13 protein-coding genes are annotated in these 18,170 nt (G+C 67.1%); 6 read left to right on the forward strand and 7 right to left on the reverse strand.

From position 1 onward, the window contains the following. Positions 1-102: 102 nt before the first annotated feature. The 7 genes from QH276_RS02165 to dnaA all read right to left on the reverse strand — a co-directional run bounded on the left by QH276_RS02165 (position 103) and on the right by dnaA (position 13,675). Positions 103-1,158, reverse strand: a complete 1,056-nt coding sequence (locus QH276_RS02165) for a DUF3566 domain-containing protein (RefSeq protein ID WP_280398393.1) — start codon at positions 1,156-1,158, stop codon at positions 103-105. 39 nt (positions 1,159-1,197) lie between these two features. Then, complete coding sequence (gene gyrA, locus QH276_RS02170; protein ID WP_280398392.1) at positions 1,198-3,699, reverse strand: DNA gyrase subunit A; 2,502 nt, start codon at positions 3,697-3,699, stop codon at positions 1,198-1,200. A gap of 71 nt (positions 3,700-3,770) precedes the next feature. After that, positions 3,771-5,813 (reverse strand): DNA topoisomerase (ATP-hydrolyzing) subunit B, encoded by a 2,043-nt coding sequence (gyrB, locus tag QH276_RS02175; RefSeq protein WP_280398391.1) that lies wholly within the window; start codon positions 5,811-5,813, stop codon positions 3,771-3,773. 300 nt (positions 5,814-6,113) lie between these two features. Continuing rightward, positions 6,114-6,680, reverse strand: coding sequence for a DUF721 family protein (locus QH276_RS02180; protein WP_280398390.1), 567 nt, complete (start codon positions 6,678-6,680; stop codon positions 6,114-6,116). Positions 6,681-6,979: 299 nt separating this feature from the next. Next, positions 6,980-8,245 carry a DNA replication/repair protein RecF gene (recF, locus tag QH276_RS02185; protein WP_280398389.1) on the reverse strand — a complete coding sequence of 422 codons (1,266 nt, stop codon included), beginning with the start codon at positions 8,243-8,245 and terminating at the stop codon, positions 6,980-6,982. A gap of 181 nt (positions 8,246-8,426) precedes the next feature. Further along, positions 8,427-9,602, reverse strand: a complete 1,176-nt coding sequence (dnaN, locus tag QH276_RS02190; protein WP_280398388.1) for a DNA polymerase III subunit beta — start codon at positions 9,600-9,602, stop codon at positions 8,427-8,429. 1,826 nt (positions 9,603-11,428) lie between these two features. Next, complete coding sequence (dnaA, locus tag QH276_RS02195; RefSeq protein ID WP_280398387.1) at positions 11,429-13,675, reverse strand: chromosomal replication initiator protein DnaA; 2,247 nt, start codon at positions 13,673-13,675, stop codon at positions 11,429-11,431. 566 nt (positions 13,676-14,241) lie between these two features. On the opposite strand from dnaA, the gene rpmH reads away from it, so the two are divergent. The 6 genes from rpmH to rsmG all read left to right on the forward strand — a co-directional run bounded on the left by rpmH (position 14,242) and on the right by rsmG (position 17,874). Beyond that, positions 14,242-14,385 carry a 50S ribosomal protein L34 gene (gene rpmH, locus QH276_RS02200; protein WP_006550910.1) on the forward strand — a complete coding sequence of 48 codons (144 nt, stop codon included), beginning with the start codon at positions 14,242-14,244 and terminating at the stop codon, positions 14,383-14,385. Between the two features lie 105 nt (positions 14,386-14,490). Further along, a complete protein-coding gene (rnpA, locus tag QH276_RS02205; RefSeq protein WP_280398386.1) occupies positions 14,491-14,883 on the forward strand; it encodes a ribonuclease P protein component in 393 nt (130 codons plus the stop codon). Further along, the gene (yidD, locus tag QH276_RS02210; RefSeq protein WP_280398385.1) at positions 14,880-15,224 is read left to right on the forward strand and encodes a membrane protein insertion efficiency factor YidD; all 345 of its coding nucleotides are present in this window, start codon (positions 14,880-14,882) and stop codon (positions 15,222-15,224) included. Before rnpA ends, yidD begins: the two co-directional genes overlap by 4 nt. 4 nt (positions 15,225-15,228) lie before the next feature. Then, positions 15,229-16,323: a membrane protein insertase YidC gene (gene yidC, locus QH276_RS02215; protein ID WP_280398399.1), complete on the forward strand. Its 1,095-nt coding sequence runs from the start codon at positions 15,229-15,231 to the stop codon at positions 16,321-16,323. Positions 16,324-16,402: 79 nt separating this feature from the next. Next, the gene (locus tag QH276_RS02220) at positions 16,403-16,948 is read left to right on the forward strand and encodes a protein jag (protein WP_280398384.1); all 546 of its coding nucleotides are present in this window, start codon (positions 16,403-16,405) and stop codon (positions 16,946-16,948) included. A 176-nt stretch (positions 16,949-17,124) separates the two neighbouring features. After that, positions 17,125-17,874 (forward strand): 16S rRNA (guanine(527)-N(7))-methyltransferase RsmG, encoded by a 750-nt coding sequence (rsmG, locus tag QH276_RS02225; protein WP_432278603.1) that lies wholly within the window; start codon positions 17,125-17,127, stop codon positions 17,872-17,874. The last annotated feature ends 296 nt before the right edge of the window (positions 17,875-18,170 follow it).

The raw sequence follows: 18,170 nt of genomic DNA on the forward strand, positions 1-18,170 counted from the left end.
ATGCCCTTCGCTCCCGAGCCGCTCGCGAAGTCGGTACCCGGCCGCGCGCGGTTTACGGGCGGGCGCCCCGGGGGGGGGCGGGCCTTGTGCCGATCGCTGAATTCAGTCCGGGTCGGCCAGGGTGACCTGGATACCGCCGACCATATCGCAGCACTGGTTGTAGATGAACGTGCCGACGGTGGCCAGCGCGGTGAACAGGACCACGTTGATCAGCCCGATCACCCCGGCGTAGCCGAAGACGGTACCGGCGTCGATAAGACCCACCGACCCGCTGTCCGGCGACACCATATCGGTGAACGTGCTGTTCAGCCGCTCCCAGACGCCCATACCCGCCAGCACCATGTACAGCAGCGCCACCGCGATCATCCAGACGAAGAACATGGCGACGCTGATCACCAGCGTGATCTTCAGCGTCGACCACGGGTCGATCCGCCGAACCTGGACCGTGGCCCGCAACGGCTCCCCGCCGAGCACCGCGTGCGGCAGCCCACGAGGTGCCGACGAGGACACCGGCCCCGACGACGCCGGCGGCGCGTACGCCGGCGGCGGAGCGGGCTGCTCCGGCGGCAGGGGGTGCCGGATCTCGGAGAGATCGGGCATATCCTTGGCCAGCTCGGGCCGGGCGATACTGCGCGTGGGCCCGTCCAGGCCGACGGACTTCGCCATGGCCGCTTCCTTACGAGCCGCCTTGGCCGCGAGATCGCTGGTGGTGCGGGCGTTGGTGACCCCGCCACTGAGCCCCACCGAACGCCCCTGCGGCCCGCCGCTCACCGGCATATGCCCCGGCCGCGGCAGGTTGGACTGGGGTTCCCGCTGCGGCAGCTGCGACCAGCCCTCCTGGAAACGGCCCTCGCCGCCGTTGCCGCCCTGCTGCGGCGGCTCGCCCTGGCCACCTCCCGGCGCGGGATTCGGGGCCGATCCGGAATTGCGCGATTCCGGGCCGAATTCGCCTTGCTTCTCCTGATTTTCGGGCGCGGAACCCGCGGCGGGCGCGCCGCCGGGCGAATTACCGCCCGGCTGCCCGCCGGCGGCCTGGTCGTTGTCCGCGGCATCGCCCTGCCGCTGGATCGGGCGCGGCGACATCGGGGACGGGGTGACTCTCTCGGTCACACCGTTCGTCTGCTGCCGCTCGTCGCTCGGCTGTTTCGGAGTGGTCAATGGGAATCCTCGGATCCGTTCTTTGCCGCCGATATGGGTTTACTGCTCGGGGGAACCGCCACCGTCGATCTGCTCGGGCTCGTCGGCGTTACGTGCGATCGCAAGCAAGGTATCGCCCTCGCCGAGGTTCATCAATCGCACGCCCTTGGTCTGCCTACCGGCCTTGCGCACCTGCCGGGCGGCAGTGCGGATAACCCCACCGCTGGACGTGATCGCGTACAGCTCGTCGTCGTCGTCGACGATGAGCGCCCCCACCAGGGTGCCACGCCGGGCGTCGAACTGGATGGTCAATACACCTTTTCCGCCACGACCCTGGGCCGTGTACTCCTCGATGGCGGTGCGTTTCGCATACCCACCGGAGGTCGCGACCAGGAGATATGTGCCGTCGCGGACCACGTTCAGCGACAGCAGCGCGTCGTCGGCGTTGAACCGCATCCCCTGCACACCGGAGGTGGCACGGCCCATCGGGCGCAGCGCCTCGTCGGTGGCGGAGAAGCGGATCGACTGGCCCTGCGCCGAGACGAGCAGCAGATCGTCCTCGGCGGAACACAGGACGGCCCCGACCAATTCGTCGTTGTCGCGCAGGTTCACCGCGACGATGCCACCGCTGCGGTTGGAATCGAAATCGACCAGCCGCGACTTCTTGACCAGACCCTTCTGGGTCGCCAGTACCAGGTAGGCCGCATCCTCGTAGGACTTGATCCGGATCACCTGGGCAATCTTCTCGTCCGGCTGGAAAGCCAGCAGATTCGCCACATGCTGCCCGCGTGCCGTGCGGTTCGCCTCCGGCAGCTCGTAGGCCTTGGCCCGGTATACCCGGCCTTTGTTGGTGAAGAACAACAACCAGTCGTGGGTCGAGGTCACGAAGAAGTGCCGGACGATATCGTCCTGCTTCAGACCCGCACCCTGCACACCTTTACCGCCGCGCTTCTGGCTGCGGTAGAGATCGGTCTTGGTGCGTTTGGCGTAACCGGTTTCGGTGATCGTGACCACCACGTCCTCGCGGGCGATCAGGTCCTCGTCGGCGACATCGCCATCGGCGGAGACGATCTGGGTGCGCCGCTCGTCGCCGTAGCGTTCCACGATCTCGGCCAGCTCGTCCTTGACGATGGCGCGCTGCCGCTCCGGCTTCTCCAGAATGTCCTTCAGATCGGCGATTTCGGCCTCGAGCTTGGCCAATTCGTCGATGATCTTCTGCCGCTCCAGTGCCGAGAGCCGGCGCAACTGCATATCCAGGATCGCGGTGGCCTGGGTTTCGTCGATATCGAGCAGTTGCATCAGGCCGGTGCGCGCGGTCTCGGTATTGGCCGAACGGCGGATCAGCGCGATGACCTCGTCGAGCATATCCAGCGCCTTGACCAGGCCGCGCAGGATATGGGCCCGTTCCTCGGCCTTGCGCAGCAGGTAGCGGGTGCGCCGGACGATCACGTCGAGCTGGTGGTTCACATACAGCCGGATCATCTGGTCCAGCCGCAGCGTCCGGGGTACGCCGTCGACGATGGACAGCATGTTCGCGCCGAAACTGGTCTGCAGCTGGGTGTGCTTGTACAGATTGTTCAGCACGACCTTGGCGATCGCGTCCCGTTTGACCGTGACCACGATGCGCAGACCCGCCCGGTCCGACGATTCGTCGTGGATATCGGCCACGCCGGCGATCCGGCCGTCCTTGACCTGCTCGGCGATCGCGTTGATGAAGTTGTCGGTGTTGACCTGATACGGCAGTTCGGTGATGACGATGGTGGTGCGGCCGCGCGCATCCTCCTCGATCTCCACCACCCCGCGCATCCGGATGGAACCGCGGCCGGTGGTGTAGGCGTCATGGATGCCCTGGGTGCCGACGATCAGGCCGGAGGTCGGGAAGTCCGGGCCCTTCACCCGCTCCATACAGGCCGCGAGGGTGGCTTCCTCATCGGCCTCGTGGTTGTCCAGCGCCCAGTAGATGGCCTCGGCCAGCTCGTTGAGGTTGTGCGGCGGGATATTGGTCGCCATCCCGACCGCGATACCGTTGCTGCCGTTCATCAGCATATTCGGCACGCGGCTGGGCAGAACGACGGGTTCCTGGGTCTTACCGTCGTAGTTCGCGATGAAATCGACCGTGTCGTGGTCGATTTCGCGCAGCAACTCCATGGCCAGCGGGGTCAGCCGGCATTCGGTGTACCGCATGGCGGCGGCGCCGTCGTTACCGCGGCTGCCGAAGTTGCCCTGGCCGTCGACCAGCGGATACCGCATCGCCCACGGCTGAGCCATGCGCACGAGGGTGTCGTAGATGGCCGAGTCGCCGTGCGGGTGGTAGTTGCCCATGGTGTCGGCGACCGGGCGCGCGGATTTCACGTAGCTGCGATCGGGCCGGTAGCCGTTGTCGTACATCGCGTACAGGATCCGGCGGTGCACCGGTTTGAGTCCGTCGCGGACTTCGGGCAGTGCGCGGCCCACGATCACGCTCATCGCGTAATCGATATAGCTGCTCTGCATCTCCTGCTGGATATCGACCGGCTCGATCCGGTCGCCCGCGCTCTCCGGCGGCAGGGTTGTGTCGGTCATACGAATCTCCTAGGTACTGGCGGATAACGACGGATCACCGCGCGCCGGTGCGCTGCGGGCGACCGTCGCTCCTACACGTCGAGGAAGCGGACGTCCTTGGCGTTACGGGTGATGAAGCTGCGCCGGGCCGCGACATCCTCGCCCATCAGCACGCTGAACAGTTCGTCGGCGGCGGCCGCGTCGTCCAGCGTCACCTGACGGAGCACGCGTACCGAGGGGTCCATGGTGGTCTCCCACAGCTCCTTCGGGTTCATCTCGCCCAGACCCTTGTACCGCTGGATACCGTCGTCCTTGTTGATCTTCTTCCCGGCCGCCAGACCGGCCTCGACCAAACCGTCGCGCTCACGGTCCGAATACGCGAACTCGGGTTCGCTGCGCTGCCATTTCAGCTTGTACAGCGGCGGCTGCGCCAGGAACACGTGCCCGTGCTCGATCAGCGGGCGCATGAAGCGGAACAGCAGGGTGAGCAGCAGGGTGGAGATGTGCTGGCCGTCGACGTCGGCGTCGGCCATCAGCACGATCTTGTGATACCGCAGTTTGCTGATATCGAACTCGTCGTGGATACCGGTGCCGAAGGCCGTGATGATCGCCTGGACCTCGGCGTTCTTCAGTACCTTGTCGATCCGCGCCTTCTCGACGTTGATGATCTTGCCGCGTAGCGGCAGGATCGCCTGATACATCGAATCGCGGCCGGATTTCGCCGAGCCACCGGCGGAATCGCCCTCCACGATGTAGATCTCGGACTTGCTCGGATCCTTGGACCGGCAGTCGGCCAGCTTGCCCGGCAGACCGCCGATATCGGTGGCGCTCTTCCGCCGCACCAGCTCGCGCGCCTTCCGCGCCGCGACCCGGGCCTGCGCCGAGGAGACCGCCTTGTTGACGATGGTCTTGGCGTCCGCGGGATTGGCCTCGAACCAATGGGCCAGATGCTCGTTGCAGGCACGCTGCACGAACGATTTCACCTCGGTGTTACCGAGCTTGGTCTTGGTCTGCCCCTCGAACTGCGGTTCGCTCACCTTCACGCTGACGATGGCGGCCAGGCCCTCGCGGATATCGTCACCGGTGAGGTTGCCGTCTTTCTCCTTGAGCAGCTTCTTTTCCTTGGCGTACCGGTTGACCACGGTGGTCAGCGCGGCCCGGAAGCCCTCTTCGTGAGTACCGCCCTCATGGGTGTTGATGGTGTTGGCGAAGGTGTGCACCGACTCCGAGTAACCGGAGTTCCACTGCATCGCGACTTCCAGCTCATGCCCGGTGCCCTTACCGCTGAAGCCGACCACCGAATTGTGGATCGGCTGCTTGGTGCGGTTGATATGGCGGACGAAATCCTCCAGACCACCGGGATAGTGGTAGGTGCGGGTCTTCACCTTGTGCTCGGCCGGCGCCGCGGCTTCGTCCGAATGTTTGGGCGCCTCGGCGGTCTCGCTGACGACCTCGTCGGTGACCTCGGCCTCGCTGACCCGCTCGTCGGTGAGGACGATGGTCAGGCCTTTGTTCAGGAAGGCCATCTCCTGCAGACGCCGCGAGACGGTCTCGAAGTTGTAGGTGGTGGTCTCGAAAACCGCCGGATCGGCCCAGAACCGGATGGTGGTACCGGTTCTCTTGGTGGGCTCACCCTGGACCAGCGGGCCCGGGACCGCATCCTTGTAGGTCTGGGTCCAGTGGTAGCCGTCGTGGTCCACCTCGGCCTCGAGCCGGCTGGAGAGGGCGTTGACCACCGAGATACCGACACCGTGCAGACCGCCGGACACCGCATAGGAATCGGAGTCGAACTTACCGCCGGCATGCAGCTGGGTCATGACGACCTCGATGGTCGGGATGCCCTGCGCGTGCATACCCGTGGGGATACCGCGGCCGTCGTCGACGACCTGGACGCCGCCGTCGGCGAGGAGAGTGACCTCGACCTTGGTCGCGTAACCGGCCATCGCCTCGTCGACCGAGTTGTCCACGACCTCCCAGATCAGGTGGTGCAGACCACGCTCGCCGGTGGAACCGATATACATGCCCGGGCGCATCCGCACCGCCTCGAGGCCTTCCAGGACCTTGATGGAGGAGGCACCGTAATCCTGTTTGTTCGATGCGCTCGAACCCGATGCTTTGGAGTCTTTGGCAGCCACTGGTCGGTAGCTCTCCTTACTTGCTGATCCCCGGGACGGCGGTGGGACAGCGCACGTGGGCCCGGGACAGATAAGAGGGCTGCACACAACGCGCCGAGGGTATCGCCGCTGATTTACGTTTCCATCTTACTTCGCGGCCCAACTTACAGTGCATCTGCGACACCCCTGACAGCTCCCAGGGCCGGAGAAATCGGACCGGCACGGGTCCCCTGGCGGATCGACCGGTTTCGGACCATCAGATTCGTCCTGAGAGTTCACTGAGGGCGGCCCCCGGAGCGGACCTCGCCGCGGAACCCGGACCTACCCGTAGGTGTCGCGTGGACCACGGCCCCGGATATGCCGCTCACCCTTGCGCCAGCTGGGTGCGGTCGGCCCCGCGATCCGCAGCGAGCGGACCACACCCGGGCCGACGGCGGCGTGGATCTTCGCGAGCAATTGGGCCTGCAGCAGCCGCAATTGCGTGGCCCACGCCGTGGATTCGGCCGCCACACTCAGCACACCGTTCTCGAGTTTCACCGGTTTCGCGTGCGCGGCGATGTCCTCGCCCACCACCCCCGACCAATGCCCGAACACCGTGCCCTCGGCGACCTTGGTGGACCAGCCGCGACTGCGGGCGATGGAGGTCGCGAGTTTGGCGAGCGGCTGCGGATCGCGATCATCGGGGCGCGGACCGGACCATCCGCTGCGCCGGCGTCCGCCGGCCCGCTGCCCGCGGCGGGGTGACGAACGGCCCTGCCCGACGGATTTGCCGCTCGCTCGCGCGGCCGCCCGCGCTTCCTCGAGCGCGCGGCGGGCCAGGTCGATCCCACGCAGCTCCGGTTCGGCCGGTGGTACGGCACCACCGGATGTCGCCGGTTGGTCGGTCATCGTCGTACTCCGCTCGCCGGCCGAGTTATCCCCAGGGCCGGTGCATATCTGCTCGGGTTGTGCACATCCGCGGACGACACCGCGACGGCGCGGTCCCAGGATCGGACATGCACTGTTCGACAGGGCATCATCCCTGCTCGAGGTAGGTATTTCGAGTTCCGGCGCAGGAAGCCGCCGACCGGACTCGGTCGCTGCCCTGGTGTGAGCCGACGACCTGGCCGGATAAGTTATCCACAGGCTGTGGATAACTGTGTACTACGTGGCGGGCGCGGGATAACGGCCCGGCGTATCGGCTCACTCTACGAATGCCCCGGCCCGGGTGCAAGGTGCGGGCCGCCGCGTGTTCCCAGTGCCGGGGGTTCGCCGGACACGGCAGGCGGCGGGCCATCTCCGGCCGCCGAGGCGGGCTCGCCGGCGAGGGCGGATATCCGGTGTTCGGGGTCGCCGGTGGTCGTCACACGCAGGATCGTCCCCGCCAGTTCGGCGGGCACATCCTCGGGAACGGCGGCCGTGATCAGCACCTGTTCCGCATCGGCGGCCACCGCGGCGAGCGCGGTCCGGCGGCGGCGGTCGAGTTCGGCGAATACGTCGTCGAGCAGTAGCACCGGTTCGGTACCCCCGGCCCGCAGCAACTCGAAGGCGGCCAAGCGCAGGGCCAGCGCGAACGACCAGGATTCCCCATGGCTGGCGAATCCCTTGGCCGCTGTTTCGCCGAGCGCCAGCTCCAATTCGTCGCGATGCGGCCCGACCAGGCAGAGGCCCCGCTCGAGTTCCTTGGCACGGGCCGCCCCGATCTCGCGGAGCAGGATCTGCTCCAGCAGTGCGGGGTCGCCGGGTTGCGGTTCGCGGGCGGGATCGAGTAATTCGGGTGGCAGCGCGGTACTGCGGTACGCGACGGTGGCGGGTCGCGATTCCGGCGCCAGCGCGGCGTAGGCCCGGGTGATGTGCGGATGCAGGTCGTGTACCAGGCGCAGGCGTTCGGCGAGCAGCACCGAGGCATGCCCGGCGAGGTGACCGTCCCATACATCGAGGGTGCCGAGGTCGGCGCGGTTCGACCGGCCGGCGGTCTTCAGCAGGGCGGAGCGCTGCCGCAACACCCGGTCGTAGTCCGCGCGCACCCCCGCCAGCGCGGGGCGGCGGGCCGTGCACAGTTCGTCGAGGAAGCGGCGGCGTTCGCCCGGATCACCGCGGACCAGCGCCAGATCCTCCGGCGCGAAGAGCACAGTGTGCAGGATGCCGAGGATCTCGCGCGGACGGCGTACCGGCGACCGGTTGATCTGCGCCCGGTTCGCCGCACCGCGGTTGAGCTCCACGTCGACGCGCAGTTCCCGGCCCAGGTGCACCACATTGGCGCCGATCCGGGCACGGTCGGCCCCGGTGCGGATGAGCGGCGCATCGGCCGAGACCCGGTGCGAACCCAGCGTGGAGAGGTAGCCGAGCGCTTCCAGCAGGTTGGTTTTACCGTTGCCGTTGGACCCCAGGAAAACCGTAGGGCCTGTGGATAACTCGATCTCAGCGTGTTCCCAGGAACGGAAATCACGCAAGGTCAGAGCACGGATATGCACCTGTTCACACCGTCCGGAGTAGGCCCTCGAAGTTATCCACAGCTGTGGATAACTCGGGTCCACGCAGGTCGCGGTGCGCGTTTGCAGAAGTATCGCTGCCCTCGGCACCCGCGGTGGCGATCACTCCGCCGCGGCGCGGGGTGGCTCGGCGCCGAGACAGCGCTGCCGGACCCACGCCCGCTCAGCCCGGCAGCCGGACCGGCATCAGCAGGTAGGTGTACGGGCTTTCCAGCGCCGGATACGCGCCGGTATCGCTGGGCTCCGGCTCTTCGTCGCGGGCGGGGAGCAGCACGGCGGGCCGGCTCGGGGTGGTGAAACCGAAAGTGACCCGATCCGAATGCAACGCGGACAAGCCGTCGATGAGGTATCCGGGGTTGAAGGCGATGGTCAGCGGCTCGCCCCGGAAATCGGCGCTCAGCCACTCCTCGGCCCGTCCGGCGTCGTCCCCGCCCGCCGCCAGTTGCAGTCCCTCGGCAGAGAACTCCAGCCGCACCTGCGCGCCCCGCTCGGCCACCAGGGCGACACGTTTGATCGCTTCGGTGAGCGTGGCGACTTCCAGGGTCGCGAGGGAGGTGTGTTCCTTGGGCAGCAGCTGACGGAACTTCGGGAACTCGGCGTCCAGCAACCGTGTGGTGGTCCGGCGGCCGCCGTTGACGATACCGAGCAGCCCGTCGGCGCCGGCGCCCGAGCCCAGCGAGAGCTGCACCGGCTGATCGGACGCACCCAGCGTTTTGGCTGCTTCGGAGAGCGTGCGGGCCGGAATCAGGACCGCGGTCTCGATATCGGCGCGGGCCGGCTGCCACTCGATATGGCGGACCGCCAGCCGGAATCGGTCGGTGGCCGCCAGCACCACCCGGGAGCCTTCGATCTCGACCCGGATACCGGTGAGCATCGGCAGCGTGTCGTCGCGCCCGGCCGCAACCGCGACCTGGCCGACGGCCTCGGCGAACACATCCACCACCAGTTCCCCGCTGGACTGCGGGACCTCGGGCAACTGGGGATAATCCTCGACCGGCATGGTGGGCAGCGAGAACTTCGCGCTCCCGCACTGGATCAGGACCCGGCTGCCGTCGACCGAGACATCCACCGGCTTGTTCGACAACGCCTTGGTGATATCGGCCAGCAGCTTCCCGGAAACCAGCACCTTGCCCGGCCCCGCGACCTCGGCGGCCACCCGCATCTGGGCCGAAACCTCGTAGTCGAATCCGGAAACGGTCAGCCCGTCGTCGTCCGCGACCAGCAGGACTCCGCCGAGAACCGGGACCGGAGGGCGGGACGGCAGACTGCGCGCCACCCAGGCGACCGATTCCGCGAAATCCTCACGCGCGACCCGAAACTTCATGCCTGCAAGGTCCATCGCCCGAGGTGTCCTCTCCCGTTCAGTGTGGATCGGTGGCGGTGCCGCCCCGTACCTCCCCGCCGCGCCGAGCCGGCCGCGCGGCGGTGTTGCGCGGTCGCGGAGCGTGCCGGACCGCCGAAGAATTCTGGCACAGCGACTACTCGAAACCGTACTCCGCCGTGTCGCAGCGGATCGGCCGCCCCTCCGTGGAGGATACGTCCTCGCACCCACATCGGGCGAGGCCCGCTACCACCGTCCCGGGACATCGGGGTCAGGTGTGGACGACTGTGGACAGCTGCCGGATCGGCGGTTCGCTTCGCTGTCCACAGTTATCCCATGGCAGGGCTGGGGACAACTCGCAACGATCGGGTCGGCGAGTTCCCCGGTCGGAAACGGTTGTGGCCGGAGGACCGGCCCGAGAAGGCTGGGCGGGCGAGTTCGCTCGTGTACCGGCGACTCGCAGGACGGAGCGGGATCCGGTGACCGTATAGAGAAGTCGGCGCATGTGCGCCCGCGCACAACAGCCGGCTCGCTGAAGCAGATGTCCCGACGGTATTCACGCCGGGACGACACCGCCGCCTTGCCGCCGGCTGTCTTCACGCGACGGCAGCCGACCGCTTCCTCTATCCGTCTCATGCTGTCCGCTCCGGCGCACTGCCGGGCTGTCCTTGTCTTCATCCCGACTTGCCCGGGTGTCGGGGCGATCCGAGCTTTGTCCACACATCCTGTTTTCAAGAGAAATTTTCTAGAGGAAGAACAGGGGTAGTAATAGGCCCTGTGGAAACTGTGGATTCACGCCGTTGGAGCAGGTCAGTAGGCGTGTCCGGCTGTGGACTGTCGTGGGATAACTCGAGGATGAATCCGCGTCGCCTGTGGACAGGGTTCGTTGTCCACACTGCGTCCACAGTTCATCCCCACGTTGCTCCCCAGAATCCGGGCAGTTGTACACACTGTGTACGAATCGGTGGACAACCTGTGGATTCCTCGAGGAATCCACAGGGATTCCCCAGGTTGTCCCCAGGCCTCTGACCGGAACATCCCCTGCTCAGTGGGTGTGGATGAAATCGCCTGTGGAAACTGTGCATAACCAGGGTGTGGACAAGTCGTGTGCACAGCCACCCGAAAGCTGTGGATGGATCCGTGGACAACCTGTGGATTCCACAGCGAAATCTCTCCTAAAACACCTGGTCAGAGGATTCACAGGCTGTTAGCGACACACCTGTGCATGGATTCGACACGCCCACCACCGACGACCACCGGTGCTGAGCGCGAAATCGCCTGTTTCGATACGCAGGCGCGAGGCCAGTTGCCCCGGAGAAACTTCCGCCGAATGCGTGTCCATCGCGACGCCACCTTCGACGACACGACGCGGAGGCATGAGTTGTCCGTTCGGACTGCTCACCCACCCTGGAAGCGGCCCCGGCCGGCCGGGCGGGCGGTTGACGGGTATCGGGCGGCTACGCCGCTCGGCGTGACACGGGATGCTGAGCGGCGGTGCGATCATGACGCCGATTCGGTGCTTTCGCGCGTTGCTGGTCCTCGGGCTGTCGGCCAGGCCGTCGGTCGGTGCCGCAGGGCGTGAGCCGACAGTTGGTATTCGGACCGGTCGCTGCGCGCCCGCTGGTGCGCAATGCGTAGAGGCTTCGACAGCAGAGGTAGCTGCCACCCGCGCCACCGTGCCCCGCGTCGGCAGTACTATCCGGCCTCCTGCGTGCGTCCGGTATTCGCCGGGACGTCCGTCCACTGGGCGTTCGCCGGCAGAGCAGCCGAGAATGGCAATGGCTGTGACCAGCGGTGTGCGAAGGGCAGAAACCGCCGCCGGGCGGCGGGGTGGTAACTCCGGGTCAGCGGGAGCGCTGTTTGATCCGGGCGGTGAGTTCCTGGACCTGGTCGTAGACCCGGCGCCGCTCCGACATCTCCTTGCGGACCTTCTTCTCCGCGTACATGACCGTGGTGTGGTCGCGGCCGAACGCCTGGCCGATCTTCGGCAGGGAGAGATCGGTGAGTTCGCGGCACAGGTACATGGCGATCTGGCGGGCCTGGGCGAGCGGGCGTGCCTTACCCGGACCGGTCAGCTCCTCCATGGAGGTGTTGAAATACTCCGCCGTGACGCCCATGATCGTCGATGCGGTGATCTCGACATCCTGCGATTCGGGCATCAGATCCCGCAGCACCACCTCGGCCACCGACTGATCCAGTGGCTGGCCGTTCAGCGAGGCGAAGGCGGTGACCCGGATGAGCGCGCCCTCGAGCTCCCGGATATTGCGTTCCACCCGGCTGGCGATGAGTTCCAGCACGTCGTGCGGTACGTCGAGGCGGTCCATCCGTGCTTTCTTGCGCAGGATCGCGATGCGGGTTTCCAGTTCGGGGGGCTGTACATCGGTGATCAGGCCCCATTCGAACCGGGTACGCAGCCGCTCTTCCAGCGTGGCGAGCTGCTTCGGCGGGCGATCCGAGGACACCACGATCTGTTTGTTCGCGTTGTGCAGCGTGTTGAAGGTATGGAAGAACTCCTCCTGGATACCTTCTTTGCCCTCGATGAACTGGATATCGTCGACCAGCAGGATATCGGTCTCGCGGTAGCGGCGTTTGAACGCGACCTTGCGGTCGTCGCGCAGGCTGTTGATGAAGTCGTTGGTGAACTCTTCGGTCGATACGTATTTGACCCGCATCCCTGGGAACAGCCGCTGCGCGTAGTGACCTGCGGCGTGCAGGAGATGCGTTTTGCCGAGTCCGGAGGCACCCCAGACGAACAGTGGGTTGTAGGCGCGGGCCGGCGCTTCGGCGATCGCGACCGCCGCGGCGTGCGCGAAGCGGTTGGACGCGCCGATGACGAACGTCTCGAAGGTGTACTTGGCATTCAGGCTCGCCGACGATTTGCTCGTATCCGCGGTTTCCGAGCTCTTGGCGAAGTAGGTGGGCCAGGAATCCCGGACGTTCACCACCTTCTCGTCGCCCCGGTGCCCGTCCGGTGCCGGATCGATGCCGGAGTCACGCACGCTTTCGCGCAGGCTCTCACGCTGAGGATCGTGCATCGGCTCGCGCGGCGCGGGATCACCGGTGGGGAGGTCGGGGACGAACAGGGTTTCCTGTGCGGGCCGGCCGGTCCGCCGGGGCGGCAGGATGGGGTCGAGTTCGGGTACCGGTTCGCGGGCCGGCGGGGTAACCGGATCTCGGCCGTTGCCGACCGGTTCGCCGAGGTCGGCGCGGTTCGGCGGATAGGTCTCCCCGTAATCGGCCGGCGGGTATTCGCGATCCCGTTCGTACTCCGGTTCCCGGGTGTACTCGGGTGCGGGCGTGTACTCGCGGGAGTACCCCCGGGGCGCTGCGTAGGTTTCCACGGTCGGTGGTTCGGACTCCCGGGCGCCGGCGGTGCCGCGCGGGAACCCCGGGCCCGGCGTGCGGAAATCCGTCGCCGGTGGCGCCGTTTCTGCCCCGTGCGGCAGTTCGGGCAGGGTGGCACGCCGGACCGGATCGGAGTTGTCGGCCGGTTCGGGACCGCGGGCGTGGGTGGGGTTGCGAGGCAGCTCACCGGTGAGCGGCAGTTCGGCTTCGTGTGAGAAACCCGCGGCCGGGAAATGAGGCTCGCCGGATCGGCGGGGTGTGCCCGGGAAGCCGGGGGCGGGATAGCTGCCGCTACCGGGCTCCCGGAGTTCACCACGCCAGGGGGCTTCGCCCGCGCCGGGACCGCCGGCCGCGCGTGCGGCACCCGTGCCGGCGAACGGTTCCGGCCGGGAACCGCCGGGATCGGGACGGTTGGTCATCCGGGCATGCCGCGGCGGGCCGGATTCGGCCGCCGTGGGAACCGGGGCGGCGATCCGTACCCCGAGGCCCTCCACCTGCGGCCCGAGCCGGCGGCCGAGGGAACGCAGGATCGGCTCCCGAAGATCGCGTTCGATAGCTTCCTGGGCGAGGGAGGACGGCACCGAGAGCAACGCGAAACCCTGGACCACCATCAGCGGTTTGACCAGCTTCAGCCAGGCTTGCTGGGCCCTGGTCACCGCGCCGATGGCACCGTCGGCCGAACCGGTGGTCAGCTCCGTGACCACCTCCGGCCACACGGTGGCCAGTACGTTCTGCTCGTCGTCCATCCAGTGTCCTCCCCGGGAGTCGGTTGCTCGGCGCAGACGTCCGGGGCTCGCGGTGCGTCTACTGTACTGGTTCGTTCGAGTGACACCGCATACGTTGCTCACCGGGGGCGGCCGCATCCGACGGATACGGCGCCCGGAGCGCTGCCCGGAACCCCCTCTTCCGGCTGCTGCGTGGCACCGTCGGCCCTACGAATATGCCATTCACAGGGTATTTCCACACAATTATCCACAGATGTGGACAATCTCCGGGGACCGCCGCCGTCCGCGCGCGCTGCACCGGAACCGGTGCCGGGCGCCCGACCTGCGGTCCACCGGCCGGCGTGTGCGCGGCGGTGACTATCACCACCACCGGACCATGGCGAGCGACGCCGATCTCATTCCGGATCCGGCCCGGAGGGCCGAGTTTGACCCGGTAGAACTGGATAAGTACCCTCGTACAGTCACCCTCGGCGTGGTGACTGTCCTGTGCTGACCACTTCCCAGGACAGCGCGCCGAACCGACATCGACAGAATCACCGAAAGCTTCGGGCGCCGCAGGGCGCCCACCAATTCGAGGAGTGTTGACCGTGGCCAAGGGCAAGCGGACGTTCCAGCCGAACAACCGTCGTCGGGCGCGGGTCCACGGTTTCCGTCTCCGGATGCGGACCCGTGCGGGCCGCGCCATCGTTTCCGCGCGGCGCCGTAAGGGCCGCGCGAGCCTCACCGCCTGATTTCCGGCCGAACTCGGTGCCCGATGCCCGGTCCGCCGAACCCCGTGGCCTACGCCGCCGGTAGCTCTGCCGGTCCGGCGGCTTCGACGACCGCCGGATGTCCGGGTGCTTCCTGAACCGCACCGGCTGCACCAGCGCGCCGACTTCTCCCGGACGGTGCGGCGCGGCCGGCGGGCGGGAAAGCGGGATCTGGTCGTCCACGCTCTGGTGGTTCGGCCCGACCCGGCCGATCCCGAGATCCGGGTCCGATTCGGCGGCCCGCGTTTCGGGTTGATCGTCAGCAAGGCGGTGGGTCCCGCGGTCGTCCGGCACCGTGTGGCCCGCCGCCTGCGTCATATCTGTGCAGAACTGACCGCGGATATCTCCGCCGAGGTGGATATCGTGATTCGCGCTCTCCCCGGCGCCGCCGGCGCCGACAGCGACGAGCTACGCCGTCAGTTGCGTGGCGGGCTCCGCCGGCTCGACCTCACCGCCGCCGATCCGGGCGCCCCGCTATGAGCGCCCGTACCGCATCGGTGGCCGTCTCCCGATGGCCGGCGAAAATTCTGATCTTCTCGATCGAGCTGTACCGGACCTACGTCTCCCCCACCCGGATGCCGGTCTGCCGATTCACTCCCACCTGTAGCGAGTACGCGGTGACTGCCCTGCGTACCCGCGGACTGTTCGTCGGCCTCGGACTGACGGTCGTGCGATTGGCCAAATGCGCACCCTGGCACCCTGGAGGTTGGGATCCCGTGCCGGAGCGGCAGCGCAGTGTCGGCCACGACGACCCGCGGCCCACAGCTTGTAAGGGATCACCGCACGCGGTGATCGGTGACTCTACCGACGGGAGTGCATAGAGCCGTGCTCGATTTCATCTACTACCCGGTGTCCTGGATCCTCTGGTTCTGGCATCGGGTATTCGGCTTCGCCTTCGGGGCCGACAACGGCCTGTCCTGGGCGCTGTCCGTGGTTTTCCTCGTCTTCACGCTGCGGTTGGTGCTCTACCGGCCCTTCGTGCGGCAGGTGCGTACCACCAAACAGATGCAGGAACTGCAGCCGCAGATCAAGGAACTGCAGAAGAAGTACAAGAACGACCGCCAGAAGATGGCCCTGGAGATGCAGAAGCTCCAGAAGGACCACGGCTTCAACCCGCTCATGGGCTGTCTGCCGATCCTGGCTCAGGTACCGGTCTTCCTCGGTCTGTTCCATGTACTGCGGTCGTTCAACCGGACCGGCCACGGCTTCGGCCAGCTCGGGATGGACCCCTACACCAACGCGCATACGCCGAACTACGTCTTCAATGTCGACGATGTGCAGTCGTTCCTGAGCGCTCGTATCTTCGGTGCCCCGATCTCGGCGTTCATCACCGCACCCTCGGAAGAGTTGCTGGCCTTCGCCGATTACGGCGGTATCCCGAGCCGGCTGAGCATCGCCGCGGTCTCGATCCCGCTCATGGTGATCGCTGCGGTCGCGACTCATTTCAACGCCCGCGCGTCGGTTGCCCGGCAGACCCCCGAGGCGGCAGCCAACCCGCAGGCCGCGATCATGAACAAGCTCGCGTTGTGGGTCTTCCCCTTCGGCGTCTTGGTCGGTGGCCCGTTCCTGCCTATCGCCATTCTGTTGTACTGGGTGTCCAACAACATCTGGACCTACGGTCAGCAGCATCTCGTCTTCGGCCGGATGGCCAAGGAAGAGGAAGCCAAGCTGGCGGCCAAGAAGGAGAAGCAGGCGCAGAATGCGCCCAAGCCCGGCGCGAAGCCTGTCGACACCCGGAAGAAGCAGCCGGCGAAGCCCACCGGTGAATCCGAGGAGCAGGCCACCGAGAGCACGGCCGCCGCGAACGGCTCGAGTCCGGCCAAGGCAAACGGTCGGCCCAAACAATCCGGACAGCGCAAGCCGGGTGGTCAGAAGCGATCCGGTAGCCGCGGCCGCGCCAATCAGAAGCGGCGTCGCTGACTCTCCCCCGCAGACCCCTTGTGATCGGGATACCGGCCGACGGGTGGCAGGTATCCCGGCGAGCAGATAAAGGAAACATATGACACTCGAGACCGAAGGTGGCGACGCCACCGTATCGTCCACCGTGGTCGAGGCCGAGACCGCGGATTCGGTGAGCGATGCCGAGGAAGCGCTCATCGAGGAGGGTGAGATCGCGGGCGACTATCTCGAACAGCTCCTGGATGTGCTGGATTTCGACGGTGATATCGACCTGGATGTCGAAGGTGATCGCGCGGTGGTCAGTATCGACGGCGGCAACGATCTGTCGAAACTGGTCGGGCACAGCGGCGAGGTTCTCGACGCGCTCCAGGAGCTCACGCGGCTGGCCGTACAGCAGGCAACCGGTGTGCGTAGCCGGCTGATGCTGGATGTGGCGGGCTGGCGTGCGAAGCGGCGGGAAGACCTGAGCGCGCTCGGGGAGGCCGCCGCCCAGCGCGTGCTGCAGACCGGTGCGCCGGAGCAACTCGCACCGATGACTCCGTTCGAGCGCAAGATCGTGCACGACGCGGTCGCGGCGATCGACGGAGTGGCCAGCGAGAGCGAGGGCGTGGAGCCGAACCGGCGGGTTGTCGTCATACCGGACTGAGTCCGCGCCGCCGGTGGGTAACCGGATGAACACGAGATGGGCCCGAGTCGCAGGACTCGGGCCCATGCTTTTCCGGGGTCGGCTGCTTGCGCGGCGGTCGGTGGCAGGGGGCTACGGTTGAGTCGGTAGTGGGTGGTTCCGTTAGGTAGCTTCGTCGGCCGCGATCGGACAGAAGGGTGTTTCACGTGAAACCAGAACTCGGCGATTCGTCGGTGGTGCCGCAGTTGCCCCCGCCGGCGGAGGCGGAGGTCGTGTTCGGGGATCGGCTTGCTTCCGCGTGTGACTATTGGACAGCGCTCGCTACGGCCGGCGTGGAGCGCGGGCTCATCGGACCGCGCGAAGTCCCCCGGCTCTGGGATCGGCATATCCTCAATTGCGCGGTTGTCGGTGAGTTGATCGGTGAGGGCGCCTCGGTGGTCGATATCGGTAGCGGTGCGGGTCTACCCGGTATCCCCCTCGCCCTCGCACGCCCGGACCTCCGGATCACACTTGTCGAGCCGCTCTTGCGCCGGACGGTCTTCCTTAAGGAATTCATCGACGCCGCGAGCCTGCCGATCACCGTGGTGCGTGGCCGCGCCGAACAACCCGGGGTGATCCAGGAAGCGGGCGGGGCCGATGTGGTGACCTCCCGTGCTGTCGCTCCCCTGGCCAAGTTGGCGGCATGGTCCATCCCGCTACTGCGCGATCACGGGCATATGCTCGCGCTCAAGGGATCAAGTGTGGCCGAGGAATTGGAGCGCGATCGCGCAGCGGTGGAACGGGCCGGCGCGGGCAACTTCACGGTGCTGGAATGTGGTGCCGGGATCGTTGCCACCCCGACGGTCGTCCTCTCCGCCGAACGCCTGCGCCGTTCGGAGCGCCCGGCCAAACGTCAGAAGAAAGGGCTGCGCGCGGACCGGCGTGGCGGCGCGGCACGTCGCTCCTGACCGAACCGAGCCGCGGCATTCGCCGACGGCCGACGTTTCACGGGAAACATCGCACGTGTGGTTGTGCGCGCCCCCGCGTTCTGCGACCCCCCTGTCCCGGAGTCCCGGAGTCCCGGAGTCCCGGAGTCCCGGAGTCCCGGAGTCCCGGAGTCCCGGAGTCCCGGAGTGCCGGAGTGCCGGAGTGCCGGAGTGCCGGAGTGCCGGAGTGCCGGAGTGCCGGAGTGCCGGAGTGCCGGAGTGCCGGAGTGCCGGAGTGCCGGAGTGCCGGAGTGCCGGAGTGCCGGAGTGCCGGAGTG

It is taken from the genome of Nocardia carnea, assembly GCF_029869215.1.
Taxonomy (GTDB): domain Bacteria; phylum Actinomycetota; class Actinomycetes; order Mycobacteriales; family Mycobacteriaceae; genus Nocardia; species Nocardia carnea_B.

Bases quoted from the DNA above. Each gene is read 5' to 3' on its own strand.
- gyrA (WP_280398392.1), bottom strand. From the start codon at position 3,699: ATGACCGACACAACCCTGCCGCCGGAGAGCGCGGGCGACCGGATCGAG.
- QH276_RS02180 (WP_280398390.1), bottom strand. From the start codon at position 6,680: ATGACCGACCAACCGGCGACATCCGGTGGTGCCGTACCACCGGCCGAA.
- dnaN (WP_280398388.1), bottom strand. From the start codon at position 9,602: ATGGACCTTGCAGGCATGAAGTTTCGGGTCGCGCGTGAGGATTTCGCG.
- dnaA (WP_280398387.1), bottom strand. From the start codon at position 13,675: ATGGACGACGAGCAGAACGTACTGGCCACCGTGTGGCCGGAGGTGGTC.
- yidD (WP_280398385.1), top strand. From the start codon at position 14,880: ATGAGCGCCCGTACCGCATCGGTGGCCGTCTCCCGATGGCCGGCGAAA.
- QH276_RS02220 (WP_280398384.1), top strand. From the start codon at position 16,403: ATGACACTCGAGACCGAAGGTGGCGACGCCACCGTATCGTCCACCGTG.